At 61.4% G+C, this 14,138-nt stretch carries 12 protein-coding genes and 1 riboswitch; of the genes, 5 read left to right on the top strand and 7 right to left on the bottom strand.

The window, feature by feature from the left end; translation table 11 throughout:
- Positions 1-27 precede the first annotated feature (27 nt).
- Positions 28-1,386 (top strand): TolC family outer membrane protein, encoded by a 1,359-nt coding sequence (locus tag SOM28_RS06140; RefSeq protein ID WP_320467553.1) that lies wholly within the window; start codon positions 28-30, stop codon positions 1,384-1,386.
- Positions 1,387-1,475: 89 nt separating this feature from the next.
- On the opposite strand, the gene ribB is transcribed toward SOM28_RS06140, so the two are convergent.
- From ribB to SOM28_RS06105, 7 genes are all read right to left on the bottom strand, one after another.
- Complete coding sequence (ribB, locus tag SOM28_RS06135) at positions 1,476-2,123, bottom strand: 3,4-dihydroxy-2-butanone-4-phosphate synthase (RefSeq protein ID WP_123067824.1); 648 nt, start codon at positions 2,121-2,123, stop codon at positions 1,476-1,478.
- Between the two features lie 102 nt (positions 2,124-2,225).
- Positions 2,226-2,377: riboswitch (FMN riboswitch) on the bottom strand.
- A 96-nt stretch (positions 2,378-2,473) separates the two neighbouring features.
- Positions 2,474-3,583 carry a hypothetical protein gene (locus SOM28_RS06130; protein ID WP_320467552.1) on the bottom strand — a complete coding sequence of 370 codons (1,110 nt, stop codon included), beginning with the start codon at positions 3,581-3,583 and terminating at the stop codon, positions 2,474-2,476.
- A gap of 22 nt (positions 3,584-3,605) precedes the next feature.
- A complete protein-coding gene (locus tag SOM28_RS06125) occupies positions 3,606-5,168 on the bottom strand; it encodes a hypothetical protein (protein WP_123067823.1) in 1,563 nt (520 codons plus the stop codon).
- Between the two features lie 38 nt (positions 5,169-5,206).
- Entirely contained in the window at positions 5,207-8,032 is a 2,826-nt protein-coding gene (locus SOM28_RS06120; protein ID WP_320467551.1) for a type VI secretion system Vgr family protein, read from the bottom strand.
- Positions 8,033-8,261: 229 nt separating this feature from the next.
- Positions 8,262-8,675 (bottom strand): lactoylglutathione lyase, encoded by a 414-nt coding sequence (gloA, locus tag SOM28_RS06115; protein WP_123067821.1) that lies wholly within the window; start codon positions 8,673-8,675, stop codon positions 8,262-8,264.
- A 99-nt stretch (positions 8,676-8,774) separates the two neighbouring features.
- Positions 8,775-9,206 (bottom strand): OsmC family protein, encoded by a 432-nt coding sequence (locus SOM28_RS06110; RefSeq protein WP_123067820.1) that lies wholly within the window; start codon positions 9,204-9,206, stop codon positions 8,775-8,777.
- 3 nt (positions 9,207-9,209) lie between these two features.
- Positions 9,210-9,536 (bottom strand): hypothetical protein, encoded by a 327-nt coding sequence (locus SOM28_RS06105; protein WP_123067819.1) that lies wholly within the window; start codon positions 9,534-9,536, stop codon positions 9,210-9,212.
- 143 nt (positions 9,537-9,679) lie between these two features.
- On the opposite strand from SOM28_RS06105, the gene SOM28_RS06100 reads away from it, so the two are divergent.
- The 4 genes from SOM28_RS06100 (at position 9,680) to SOM28_RS06085 (ending at position 14,058) form a co-directional block, all read left to right on the top strand.
- Positions 9,680-10,588, top strand: coding sequence for a DUF3667 domain-containing protein (locus tag SOM28_RS06100; RefSeq protein WP_320467550.1), 909 nt, complete (start codon positions 9,680-9,682; stop codon positions 10,586-10,588).
- Positions 10,589-10,718: 130 nt separating this feature from the next.
- Positions 10,719-11,621, top strand: a complete 903-nt coding sequence (locus SOM28_RS06095; RefSeq protein WP_320467549.1) for an NAD kinase — start codon at positions 10,719-10,721, stop codon at positions 11,619-11,621.
- A gap of 66 nt (positions 11,622-11,687) precedes the next feature.
- Positions 11,688-13,352 carry a DNA repair protein RecN gene (recN, locus tag SOM28_RS06090; RefSeq protein ID WP_320467548.1) on the top strand — a complete coding sequence of 555 codons (1,665 nt, stop codon included), beginning with the start codon at positions 11,688-11,690 and terminating at the stop codon, positions 13,350-13,352.
- A gap of 277 nt (positions 13,353-13,629) precedes the next feature.
- Positions 13,630-14,058: an organic hydroperoxide resistance protein gene (locus SOM28_RS06085; protein WP_005664912.1), complete on the top strand. Its 429-nt coding sequence runs from the start codon at positions 13,630-13,632 to the stop codon at positions 14,056-14,058.
- Positions 14,059-14,138 lie beyond the last annotated feature (80 nt).

The following is a 14,138-nucleotide window of genomic DNA, read 5'->3' as shown; positions in this document are numbered from 1 at the left end:
AACTAGATGACTCCTGTGGAGATAGCAATGCAGAAACCCCTACTTGCCGTGCTGCTTGCCAGCGCGTGCTTCTCGCTCAACGCCCATGCTGCCGACCTGATCCAGGTGTACCAGCAGGCGCTGGCCAACGATGCGACGTATGCGAGCGCGCGCGCCTCGCTGGCCGCCGGCCGCGAGCGGATCACACAGGGGCGTGCAGGCTTGCTGCCGACCGTGGGTCTCAGTGGTGGAATCAGCAAGAACGACAACGACTTCGATCCATGGAATATCGGCCAGGTGGGTACCTTGCCGAACGGCCAGCCGGGCATCATCGATTCGAGCGGTTCGAACCTGCGCACCAACGAATACACGCTGTCGCTGCAGCAGCCGTTGTATCGCTGGGATCGCTGGCAGACCTACCAGCAGAGCAAGCTGCAGCAGGCGATCGCCGAGGCGCAGTTCGCCCAGGCCCAGCAGGACCTGATCACGCGCGTGGCTTCGGCTTATTTCGACGTGCTGGCGGCGCAGGATGCGCTGGAGTCGACCCGCGCCCAGAAGGAAGCGACCACCGAACAGCTGGCGTCGGCCAAGCGCAACTTCGAGGTCGGTACCCAGACCATCACCGACACCCACGAGGCGCAAGCCGCGTATGACCTGGTGCTGGCGCAGGAATTTGCCGCGGTCAACGACCTGGACAACAAGCGCAACACGCTGCAGACGATCATCGGCACCGCGCCGGGCAACCTGGCCGCGCTCAAGCCGGGCGTGACGCTGGCAACGCCGCAGCCGGCCACGGTCGATCCGTGGGTGTCGTCGGCCGAGAACCAGAACTATGGCGTGACCGTCGGCCAGTTGCAGGTCGAGATCGCCATGCGCGACATCTCGCGCAACCGCGCCGGCCACCTGCCGACCGTCGACCTGGTGGCGAGCTCGACCCGCCGCGACGTCAACGGCCGCACCGGCAGCTCGGGCGACACGAAGAACAATGCGATCGGCGTGCAGTGGAGCGTGCCGATCTTCAGCGGCTTCGCCGTCACCAGCCGGGTGCGCGAATCGATCGCGCTGGAAGACAAGTCCCGCAACGACCTGGAAGCGACCCGCCGCAACGCGGCGCTGCAGGCGCGCCAGTCGTTCCTGGGCGTGAACAGCGGCCTGGCCCAGGTGAAGGCGCTGGAAGCGGCGGAAGTGTCGAGCCAGTCGGCGCTGGAGTCGAACAAGCTGGGTTACCAGGTCGGCGTGCGCATCAATATCGACGTGCTGAACGCCCAGCGCCAGCTGTACCAGACCCGCACCGACCTGTCGCGCGCGCGCTATGACGTGATCATCAACGGCCTGCGCCTGAAGGCGGCGGCCGGTTCGCTGCGCGAGGCGGACCTGGTGCCGGTGAACAGCCTGCTGGGAGAGTGATCGACCGGGCCTGCGCCATGGATGCGCAGGCAGGTTGGAAAAGCCCGGGGGCCAGCGTGCTGGCAACCCGGGCTTTTTCGTTTTTTACATTACAGCGCCCGTGCGCGGCGCCACTGGATCAGTTCGGCGATGGTGAGGATCGGGAAGGCGCGCTCTTCGGCGAACTGTTCGATCTGCTCGCCGCGCATCATGGTGCCGTCCGGGTTCATCAGCTCGCACAGCACGGCGGCCGGCTGCAGGCCGGCCAGCTTGGCAAGGTCGACCGAGCCTTCGGTATGGCCGGCGCGCGCCAGCACGCCGCCCGGCGTGGCGCGCAGCGGGAACACGTGACCGGGACGCACCAGGTCGTCCGGCTGGGCATTGCGCGCGATCGCGGCCTGGATGGTGGAGACGCGGTCCGCGGCCGAGACGCCGGTGGTCACGCCGTGGCGGGCTTCGATCGAGACCGTGAACGGGGTGCCGTAGCGGCTGCCGTTTTCCGGCGCCATCGGCGGCAGTTCGAGCGCGCGCACCTTCTCGTCGGACAGGCACAGGCAGACGATGCCGCTGCATTCACGGATCATCAGCGCCATGGATTCGACGCTCAGCTTTTCGGCGGCGACGATCAGGTCGGCCTCGTTTTCGCGGTCGAAGTCGTCGAGCAGGATGACGGGAATGCCGGCGCGCATGGCGGCCAGGGCGGCGGCGATACGACCTTCGAGATCATTGCTTTGAAGGGTGTAGGTAGGGACTAACATGTGAAACGCTCCTCGCATAGGTTGGCGAAAAACGCATCAGGGCAAAGCGAAACCGCGCACCTGTTCAACCGCAAAGGCGCGGGTGATCAGGCGCATGACAGCGCACATCTTCTTTCATCCGGACTATACCGTCGGCCCTGGCTTTTCACCAGGTCTGCTGACCCTGCTCAATGGGAGTTGAGCAAGCGCTCGCGGGCTCGACCTGTGAAGGTCATACCGCCGGTGGGGAATCGCACCCCGCCCCGAAGACGTAATTAAGTTGTTGCCTGCTGAGCAGCAGGCGGGAGGATTGTAGCAGCGGTGTGCGGAGTTTGCTGGAGGCGGTCAAATCCTGGCTGCCGCTCCGTCTGTCAGTCTTGCTGGGTGTCCCATTGCCAGATTGATTTGCCGTAAGAGGACTGAGTATCGGGAAATGTCTCTCCATGTGCGAACCAACGTCGCGAGTCCAGTCGTGCTGGCGTAAAGTAGTAACCCGCATTCTGGCACTTCTCACCTGCGAAGAATCGTTGGGTCGTCATGTTAGAACTGAGTGTGGATGATTCGATTTCTTCTATGTGTTCAAATTCCCCCTCTACAATTTCTACAAAGCACCAGCGGGTTGGACGCGCCATGAATGCATACCGTGCAATCACGCTCGGGGCTAATGCGAGATCCAATGTGCTATTCGCGTACTCGTCGCTTGCCAAGTCTGGGTTTGATAAATTTGCCCAAACAAAATCACGCATCGCTGTTTGGTCGACCCAAAGCTTGGATCGTCCTACAGCAGCCAAAGCTGCGAGTCCTAAATCATTAAATGTTGAGCTAGGAATAATTTCGCCACCTCGTGATCCGTTCCAGGCAAATTGCAACGATGCATTCGGGTCATCGACAGCGATATATACACCAGTACGTGGTGGAATTTGGCCCGTATCTGAAATAATTTCTGGCACCACCCGGAACTTTGGAATCATCTGTAGTTCCGAAGAATTTTTTGCCCATGCCATTGTAAGGCCGAAGTCACTCCACCAACTTACCTGATTACTTTTTTGCATTGTCGTGTCTATGTTGCGTGCATAATTTGAAAGCTCTGCAAACATAGCGTCAAATTGCTTTTCTTCTTCAATAGTGGCCCATTGCATAGAATATTCACTTAATCCTCGAGCACACTGATGAGTCCCTGTAACGTGGAAAGAGTTTGATGAATGATCCGATATGTCCTCAGCAACAGACTGTTGAAAGTCAGCTAGAAACTGCCAGGCATTATTTGACCAGTTCTCAGTCGTATCACGGTCGCCCCATTGATTGCTGTGTAAGAAACGATCGCGCCCTTCTAGGCGGCTTTGATTAATTTTTTCTTCGGCGAATGATTTTATCTGATTAACTCGATCACGAAGTCCCTCCAAGTATTTCAACGAAGAGAAGTAATACAGGAGCGCAGCTTGCTTTTTCTGCCATGCAGTGAGCGGAAGGTCGCGGCTCATAACATTCCTTAATCAAGATGATTTAGTTCTGAATTCTGGTAACTTGCCCAGGTAAGGAGGGAAGGCCTATCCTTTGATCGAAGCCACTTCCTCCAAAATCAGTATAATCCCACCCGGTGTCAAATGGGCCACTTATGTTTGGGTGATTGATGGATTCCCTTATCTCCACGTATTTATCCCTTTCTGGTTTGTCGATCTTTTCGAATGCTGATCGGTCAATTGGCTCACTCAAAGAGTCTCCATTTTTACCTGTTCTTTTGTAGAATTTCGTCGTATCGTTTCTTGGGTCAGCCCTATCGATTTTGAAGACTATCTGCTCTCCTCCGCCCTCAAGATGTTCGTCTGGTAGCGATTTCTTTTTCTGACCAGCCGCTGGGCCTTGCCATGCTTTTAATGTTTCGCCAGGCTTGATGTCGTAGATTACGAATTGACCATTTCCGTTCCAATCTGGCCATACAGCCAGAAATTTTCTCCAGGCAGCTTTTGGGTCTGGCGAGTTCTGAATCTCGTTAAAAACTTTTTCGCTTATCCAACAGTCGCTCATTGCCCGACTATTAGGAGATATAATCCTAAATAGCCGTGCTGGCCCTTTAATGGAAACGCTGGCCATCTTGTGAAAGGATTCGATGTTGTCATCTGTCAATGGAGGCCAACCATCTTTTACTTTTTTGTCGACGCGGTAACGTTCTAAGTCGGCTTGTTGTGAAGGGAATTTTAACGTCTGACCTGCGCTCAACCATGACGGCTTTGGGTTTGATGTTCGCATCATGGTCACCGCTGATGCTTCCGGAATTGCTCCCCGATAGTGGACATTCTTGACATCCACAATCCCATGAAGACGTCTTAGCGATTCTCTACCCAGTCGCATGATAATCGCATCGAGTATCTCCTGGATTGGTCCGCATGCTTTTCTCAACCCTTCGTCAGATTTTGCACGAACCCAAACGATCGTATCGAGCGCAGCTTTCGCCTTGGTTCCCACGCGAGGAATATGCTGGACCTTGGCTACAAGGGCTTGTGTCGTATTTACCCCTTTGTCGAACGCGCGCAATAGCGCGCCCGGATTTGTTTTCGCCTTGACCTGCTTGATCTCCTTCGCGAGCCACGCGAAAACGTCGTCGACCTTGAGGCGACGGAGATAGTGTTGGCATGTTTCGCGGCGTAACAGCGCTACCACGCACGTCATTGAGGCGTCTACGGCAAGCGAGAATCCCTTGCTTGCTCCCCGCCGGACATACGAGAAGAACACCTTCAACACGCCCTTGACCAAGGACCCGAGAACCGGAAATAGCCCAATGAGCGTCAGCGCCAGTGCAACCCACGACCACATGTCGTCCGGCTCCTGGCGCAGCTTCTTGCAGTTCGCGACCAAGTCCCGCACATCGCAGACCTGATCGACCAAGGGAATCATGGAGATCGCGGCATCCGCCACGATCTGTCCGGTGGACCGGTTTTCATTGAAGTCTCCCTGAATCGCCTCCCAAAACCACTCCCAGGCGCTTTTGTCGTCCTCTACTTCTGCTTGTGGTGTGCCGGTGCTCCATGCAACTGCACTACGCAACTGGGTAGGATTTATCTCGGCCATTGCTACGCTCCGGCAGGCGCTGCGTTATTGGGCAAACTTCAACGGGTCAATGCTTCCAATGGATCGTGAGGATCCTCATCGTCAGGCTTTCGCGGCTTGTAAATGACCTTCTTGACCGCCTTGTTTTCGACATTCTTGTGCAAAGCCTTGCCGTCCTTGTCGAGCGTTCCTGTAACGACTGGTCCATCCTGAAAGTGGATCTCGTAATCGACATCGGGAATGCCCTCGGCGATCTCGGGATCGAGGTAGTGCAAGGCAATCCAATGCTGCATCTCGGGACTGAGTTCTCCCGGCAGATTGCGTAAATTGGCGGTGTTGCGACCGCCCTTGTCGAAGACGTGCTTACCACCCTTGACCGAAAACTTCCCAGGGCAGGCAAAGGTAATATCCCCACCTTCCAGCGTGATTGCCGACTCGCCTGCCTGCAGCACGATCTTTTCCTTGGCCTTGATCTCGATCCGGTCATTCACCGAAATCACAGTAACTTCCTTGTCCGCCAAAATCTCCAGCTGATCCGTATGCGCCTGCAACGACACCGGCCCGTTCGCCGCGATAGCCTGAATCCCGCCCGCATGCGAAAACAGGCTGGCCGCGCCACCCGCAACAGTCGACACCGTATGCGCCGCAGCGATATGGAAATCCGATTGCGTCGTCCACTGCATCTGCCCGCCCGCATAGACCACGGTCGATGCCGGTGTCGCCCAATTCACGCTGGCCGCCGAGTCCATCAGCACGATCGCCGCCCCAAATTTTTCAACAGGCTGCTCACTGTCGAGCTCGCGCGACCCCGTCTTGGCCTTGAGCGCCGTCTGCCCACCAACCGCGCCGTCATACTTGCCCTTGGCGTGCGGATCGATCATCGCGATGAATTCCTCCTGCGCCGTGGCCGCATCGCTACTAAACAACGCCTGCGATTGGCCGGCCGCATCGCGCAGCGCATCGCCCAGCGACTGCGCCGCCTTGAACTGCGCCACCGCCTCGGCCGCATCCATCTGCGTCGACGTGATCCCGCTCCCGAGCTGCGGCCGCGCGCTGGTCGACAGCAGCACGCCTTCACCGCCGCGCACGACCGCCCAGGCATCGGTGCGCAGCTCGAAGCCGCTGCCGCGATAACGCCCGCGTTGAGAAGTCCCATGCGGTTGCTCGACCAGGTAACCAAGATTGAGTTCGCTGCCAGCGCTACTGCTTGCCAGCCGCGTGCGTAACTGGCCGGACGTATCGTCCACCTGCCATTGATTGAAGCCTCCGCCATCGAAGTTCCGGCTATGAATCCCGGACAGCACACCTGCGTGCTCGGCGCCCGAATCCACGCCGGCCGGGAACGGCGGCAGGTCAACGCCGTTATGCAGCTGCGCCACGATGACTGGCCGGTCAATGTCTCCTTCGATGAAATCCACCAGCACTTCGGTGCCGATGCGTGGCGTGAACACCGTTCCCCAGTTCGGTCCGGCCAGCGCCTCGGCCACACGTATCCAGCTGCCGGAAGCGTCATTGCCCGGTGCGCTGCCCCGCTCATCCAGGTTGTGAGACAGACCTCCCGGATTCGGATTGACGCCACGCTGCCACGCGAACTGGACTTTTACTTGATGGTCTCGTGTGCTGGTGGCGACCGTATTCGGCAAGCCGACCACGAGTGCCGTCTGCGGCCCCAGACTCGTGCAGGGATGCGGCGCGGCGGTCGCGGCCGGCACCAGCGCCACCACGTCGCGCACGCAGGCAAAGGCATTGCGGTAGGTGCCGTTCTCGACCTGTTTCGCGGCGCCCGCGATCCCCGTGTCGAAGTTGTTGCGCGCCTCGTGCTGGACCCACAGCACGGTAAAGGCGTTGGCGCCGCCCGGATAGCGATCGTGCTGCGTCAACGTAAAGCCATGTCCCGCCGCCTGCCGGCGCACGGCGCCCGCGCCTTCGAAGACCTTGTTGTCCAACTCCAGCGCCAGCAGCATCAGCTCGCTGTGAGCACGCATCGCGGCCCCAGTGTCTCCACCGGTGCGTTCGCCGCTACCGTCATGAATGGAGAGCACCGGCAGTGCGCCGGCATCGAGGTGCGAACCCAGTTCGGCCGCCGGCGCCAGCAAGATGGACGGATTCCAGCTGCTGATGCTGACGCCGTTGGCGGCGAGCCGGCGCCGCGCGTGGAAGGTGTCGATCGCATCGTCGCGCTCGGTCGCGCGCACGCCGTGAAAGCGCAGCGTCGCGCCGCCCGGCGTCGGGGGAATCCGCGCCCGCCGGTCGAAGATCACCAGCCGGTGCCGCGCCTGGCCATGGTCGGCGCCCGCTACGGTCTCGAACGGAGAGTGATCGAAGCGCCAGCTCAAACCCTCGGAGGCGAGCAGCCGCTCGAAGAAGGCGTAATCGCTTTCGCGGTACTGGGTGCAGACGGGCCGCGGCGCCAGTTCCTGCGTTACGTCGAATGACACTTCCACCTGTGGATAATCCGCCAGTAATTCACAGACGATGTCGCGCACGGTCTTGTTTTGGAACAGGTAGCAATCACGCCGTAGCGTCAACAGCGCCAGCGCCGGTTCGAGCACCAGCCGGTAGCGGGCAACGCCGCCATCGGCGCCCAGCCAGGAGGCTTGCGTACACAGGCCATGCCAGGCGCGCCGGCCGCCATCCGGCTGCAGCAGGCCGACGCTCAATTCTTCGCCGATGAAGGAAGACAGGTCGAGGTCGGTCGAGGTACTGAGCGCATCGACCTCGAAGCGAAACAGCGCATTGACGGCCTCACGTCCCGCGAAGCGCTCCGCCACGAGCGATTGCGGCAGGCCGCTTTTCTGGCTGCTGGCCAGGGTGAGGAGCCGCGCATGCTGGCTCAGGCCCGTGCCGAACAGGCCGAGCGAAGCGGGATCGGGAAAGGCTCTCATGGGCGCAGGCAGGCCGGGATGGACATCGTCGCTCCTTTGCGTTGGCGGCAATGTCGATCTTAAAAGAGCTGGTCGGGTCGGTGATGCCTGCAGGCATGACGGTCGTCAAGCCGTAAGTGGGATATGCGTAACGGGTAGATCGAAATAAAAAATGGCGCGGCACCTACAGGCGCCGCGCCATCCTTGCTGAAAATTCAGTCAGTGCTCAGGTGCTCAGGTGCTCAGGTGCTCAGGTGCTCAGCCCACCGCCGCCGGCATGGTCGGCGCGCTCGATCAGCTCGACCTTGTAGCCGTCCGGATCGGTAATGAAGGCGATCACGGTGGTGCCGCCCTTGACCGGGCCCGGTTCGCGGGTGATGTTGCCGCCGGCCGCGCGCACCTGGTCGCAGGTGGCGTAGATGTCTTCGGCCGAGATCGCGATGTGACCGTAGGCGCTGCCCATGTCGTAGCTGTCGGTGCCCCAGTTATAGGTCAGCTCGAGCTCGGCGTGGTCCGGATTGCTGCCGTAGCCGAGGAAGGCCAGGCTGTACTTGTATTCCGGATTGTCGCTGGTGCGCAGCAGTTTCATGCCCAGCACCTTGGTGTAGAAGTCGATGGAGCGTTGCAGGTCGCCGACCCTCAACATGGTATGCAGGATGCGCATTTTGGCTTGCCCTATGTGTTTCGAAGAACCGCCATTCTATGCGTTCGACGGCATCCTTGCCGGAGGCGCCGCAGGCAGGACCGCCCGCGGCGCGCCGGATCAGTTCTCGAGTTTGGCGTCGAGCGTGATCTTCGCGTTCAGCAGTTTCGAGACCGGGCAGTTTTCCTTGGCCGTGGTGGCCGCCTTGTCGAAGGCTTCCTGGCTCGCGCCCGGGATCTTGGCCACCAGCTCGAGGTGCACGGCCGTGATCGAGAAGCCGCCCTCGACCTTTTCCATCGACACCGTCGCCTTGGTGCGCAGCTCGTCGGCGGTCAGGCCGGCCTGGCCCAGCTGGCCCGACAGCGCCATCGTGAAGCAGCCCGCGTGCGCCGCGCCGATCAGCTCTTCGGGATTGGTGCCCGGCGCGTCTTCGAAGCGGGTGTTGAAGCCGTAGGGCTGGTCCTTGAGGGCGCCGCTGCCGGTCGATACCTGGCCCTTGCCATCCTTGATACCGCCGCTCCAGACGGCGCTGCCATCGCGTTTGATCGTCATGTGTTATTTCCTTTCAGTGTCGTTGTCATTGTCTTCGGGTGCGGGCTCGGCGTCGTGGTCGCGCATGTCGCGATGACGGTCGGGCTGCGGTTTGGCCTGGCCAGTGGCGCCGGGGGCGGGATCGACCGCCTCCGAAATGCCGGGCGTGTTGCGTGAATCGGTGTCGACCAGGCCTTGCTCGAGGTCCTTGGCCGCCTGCTTCATGATGCCGCGCGGCGCCTGGTCTTGCCCGTCCGGCGTCTCGTCGCGTTCATGCGGCTGGCGTTTGACGCCATCGTTGCTCATCGGTTCCTTGGTATTGACGAACCGGTCCTTGGATTCAGTCACCATGGTGTTCTCCTTTGTCATTTCGTCATTCCCATCGTAACTGTGTCGCATCGAAACAGTCGCGCAATTGAAAGCCGTAATTTGATGATGCTTTTTTGCAATTAGATGGTTAACATGGAAGCTTGACCGTATTGACGGAAAGCGCCGTGAGCTCCCATACCCTGACCGACCACGCCAGCATCCCCTGCAAGAACTGCGGCACGACCACGCACGGCAATTACTGCCAGCAGTGCGGGCAGGCCACCCACCTGCACGTGCCGAGCGCACGCGAATTCCTGCACGAGTTCATCGCCCACTATGTGGCGCTGGAGGGCAAGCTGTGGAAGTCGCTGGCCCTGCTGATCGCCAGGCCGGGTTTGCTGACCTGCGAATACATCGAGGGGCGCCGCGTGCGTTATCTCGAGCCGTTGCGCCTCTACCTGACCTTCAGCATCATTTTCTTTGCACTGTTTAAGCTCAGTGGCGTCGAGGTGGCGCGCTTCGACGAGCCGTCGCCGGCCCTGGCCGCCGCGGTGGCCGAAGGGCGCGCCAAGGAGACGGTGCTGGGCCCGGCCATGGGAGCGAACGCCGCCGAGTATGAAAAAGTCCAGGCCGTGCTCGACAAGAAGGCCAGCAATGTGCATCCGGTACTGCGCGAACGAGTGGCGCGCTTCATGTCGCTGTCCCCGCAGGCGCAGAGGTCGGCGCTCAAGCAGGCCTTCTACAGTTACACGCCTTACGCGATCTTCGCCATGATGCCGCTGTTCGCGCTGTACCTGAAGATCCTGTACCTGGGCACCGGGCGCCGCTATGGCGAGCATTTCCTGTTTGCCCTGCACGTAAATGCCTTTGCCTTCCTGATGCTGTCGGTGATGATCCTGGTGCCGGAAACCTGGAAATTCATTACCTTCGCACTGTTGCTATGGCTGGTGTTCTACCTGCCGATGGCCATGCGCCGCGTCTACGAGCGTAGCTGGGTGGGCACTGTGGTTCGCTGGGTCGTGCTGATCTTCGCTCACATCGTGACCCTGGCCTCGGCTGTATTGACCGTGATGGGCATGGTACTGATGGGCTGAACTTGCAGGGCAGGGCTGGCGCCCGCTATACTGTTCATCTATACAGTAATTATCGAGCGCCGTATGGCAGCCGCAGGGATTATCGGTTAATCTCCAGCGTGTCGTTCAACCCTATACCGCAGAGACCGTCATGCCCGCTTCGCCCCAACCGCAACAGATCATCGCGCTCGTTGTGCGGCATAACACGGCAGGCGTCGAAGAGCCGGTCGGCCGCATCCGCGATTTCCTGCAAGAGGCGGGCTACCGCGTGGTGTTCGAGGCCGATACCGCGGCGAACCTGCAACTGGACGATATCGATTCGATGACCGTGGCCGAGATCGGCGCCCAGGCGAAGATCGGCATCGTGGTCGGCGGCGACGGCACCATGCTGGGCATCGCGCGCCAGCTGGCCGCGTACGACATCGCCCTGATCGGCATCAACCTGGGCCGGCTCGGCTTCATCACCGACATCCCGCTCGACGACATGCTGCCGGCGCTCAGCGAGATCCTGCAAGGCCGTTCGCGCGCTGAAGAACGCACCCTGCTCGAAGCGCGCGTGATGCGCGGCGGCGAACAGATCTTCTGCAGCGTGGCCGTCAACGACGTGGTCGTGGCGCGCGGCACCGGCGCCGGCATGGTCGAACTCAAGCTGACCGTCGACGGTCAATTCATGTACAACCAGCGCTCGGACGGCCTGATCGTGTCCACGCCCACCGGCTCGACGGCCTACGCGTTGTCGGCCGGCGGTCCGCTGCTGCACCCGAGAATGAAGGGCACGGTGCTGGTGCCGATTGCGCCGCATGCGCTGTCGAACCGGCCGATCGTGGTGCCTGACGATAGCGAGATCGTGGTCGAGCTGGTCAGCGGACGCGATATCAGCGTGAACTTCGACATGCAGACCTTCACCAGCCTGCAACTGGGCGACCAGATCGTCATTTCGCGTTCGCCGCATACGATTACCTTCCTGCATCCGCTCGACTGGAGCTACTACCACACGCTGCGCCAGAAGCTGCACTGGAACGAATACCCCACCAACGACGGCAAGCTCAAGTAAGTCGCCACGATCCAGCGCCTGACCTGATCGCCACAGAATCGCCAATCACCGGAGCCCCGATTTTTCATGCTGCGCACACTGACCATCCGCGACTTCGTCATCGTCGACGCCATCGAACTGGAGTTCTCGAACGGCTTTTCGGTGTTCACCGGCGAGACCGGCGCCGGCAAGTCGATCCTGATCGATGCGCTGCAACTGGCGCTCGGCGGACGCGGCGACGCCAGCATGGTGCGCGAAGGCGCGGCCAAGGCCGACATCACGGCCGATTTTTCGCCGACCGCAGCGGCGTCGAGCTGGCTCGAGCAGCATGAATTTGGCGTCGAGGAGGGCGGGGCGCTGCTGCGCCGCGTGATCGACAACGCCGGCCGCTCCAAGGCCTATATCAATGGCGTGGCCGCCACCGCTGCCCAGCTGCGCGAACTGGGCGAACTGCTGGTCGACATCCACGGCCAGCATGCCCACCAGTCGCTGCTCAAGCCGGACGCCCAGCGCGCGCTGCTCGACAATCAGATCGCGGTGCGCGATCCGCAGGCGCGCATCGAGGCGCAAGAAGTGTCGCAGTCCTGGCGCGCCTGGCGCGCGCTGGTGCGCCAGCGCGAAGAATACGAGACCAATGCCAAGAACGTGCTGATCGAGCGGGAGCGCCTCGAGTGGCAGGTCAGCGAGCTGGATAAACTGGCGCCGAAGGCCGGCGAATGGGGCGAGATCAGCAACGAACACAGCCGCCTGTCGCATGCCGCCAGCCTGCTCGAAGGCGCGCAGGAAGCCCTGGCTGCGATCTCGGAATCGGAGCATCCGATCCTGTCGCAGCTGTCCTCGCTCAATGCCAAGCTCGGCAAGCTGGTCGACGTCGATGCCCAACTGCAGTCGGTGCTCGACTGCATGGAGCCGGCCCGCATCCAGCTGCAAGAGGCGGTGTCCGAGCTGAACAACTACATCGACAAGGTCGAGCTCGATCCAGGCCGCCTGCGCGAAGTCGACGCCCGCATGGACGCGCTGCACAGCGCCGCGCGCAAGTACCGCGTCACGCCCGAAGAACTGCCCGAAGAACACGCGCAATTGGCCACCAAGCTGCGCCAGCTCGCCGACGCCACCGATATCGAGGGCTTGCGCAAGCAGGAAGACAAGGCCGCAGCCGCCTATATGGAAGTGGCGGGGCGCCTGTCGGTGCGCCGCGTCAAGGCCGCCGCCGAACTGGGCACGCAAGTGACGGCAGCGATGCAAGAACTGAGCATGAGCGGCGGCAGCTTCGCCATCGGTCTCAATAGCGGCGAGCCGGGCGCGCACGGCCTCGAACAGGTGGAATTTTTGGTCGCCGGCCATGCCGGCGTGGCGCCGCGTCCACTGGCCAAGGTGGCCTCGGGCGGCGAACTGGCGCGTATCTCGCTGGCGATCTCGGTGATCACCTCGAACGCGACCACGGTGCCCACCTTGATCTTCGACGAGGTCGACACCGGCATCGGCGGCGGCGTGGCCGAAGTGGTGGGGCGCCTGTTGAAGCGCCTGGGCCAGCAGCGCCAGGTGCTGTGCGTGACCCATTTGCCGCAGGTGGCGAGCCAGGCCAACCAGCATTTCCAGGTGGCCAAGGGCACGACTGGCGAAGGTCGCACCGTGTCGCGCATCGACGTGCTCGACAGCCGCGCGCGGGTCGAAGAGGTGGCGCGCATGCTGGGCGGGATCGAGATCACCGAGACCACGCGCAAGCATGCGCGGGAATTGCTCGCTTCCTGACATCGGCCAACAGCCTCAGCACGTCGTTCCCGCGCAGGCGGGAACCCAAGTCCTTCGCGCTGCCGATACCGCCAAACGTAGCGTCAGCGCTAACAACCTTAGGTTCCCGCCTGCGCGGGAACGACGTGCGTGCGGCGCGGGCGACAATGTGGTGACCGGTCTGCACCTATCCAATTAGTTGTCATGCCGCTTTCTTCATTCTGTGGCAGAGTGACGTTCGACCTGCGGCCCTCACGCCGCAGCATCGTTCGCCAACCCAACCATGGAAGGAATTCGCATGAGCATCGAAAAAGTCCTGTACCGCGCCCAAGCCACCTCGCAAGGCGGCCGTGAAGGCACCTCGAAAAGTTCCGATGGCGTCCTTGACCTGAAACTGAGCACGCCGAAGGAACTCGGCGGCGGTGGCGGCCCGGGCACGAATCCGGAGCAACTGTTCGCGGCCGGCTACTCGGCCTGCTTCCTGGGCGCCCTGAAATTCGTGGCCGGCCAGGCCAAGGTCGCGCTGCCGCAAGACCTGACCATCACCGGCGACGTCGGCATCGGCCAGATCCCGACCGGCTTCGGCATCGAAGTCGACCTCACCATCAAGGCCCCGGGCATGGACCAGGCCCAGCTGCAAGAGCTGGTCGACAAGGCCCATATCGTGTGCCCTTACTCGAACGCCACCCGTGGCAATATCGACGTGCGCCTGCACGTGAACACCTGATTCCTGGCGGTTAGAACAGTTTCCGTGGCGGCAGCGCCACGGAAGACGGTGGCGCCACTCCGGCAAAAGGGGGCGTCATC

Origin of the sequence: Massilia sp. CFBP9026 (genome assembly GCF_034045165.1) — a bacterium.
In the GTDB taxonomy this organism is placed as follows: Bacteria; Pseudomonadota; Gammaproteobacteria; order Burkholderiales; family Burkholderiaceae_D; genus Telluria; species Telluria arenae.
This window is presented reverse-complemented; position numbering and strand designations above follow the sequence as displayed.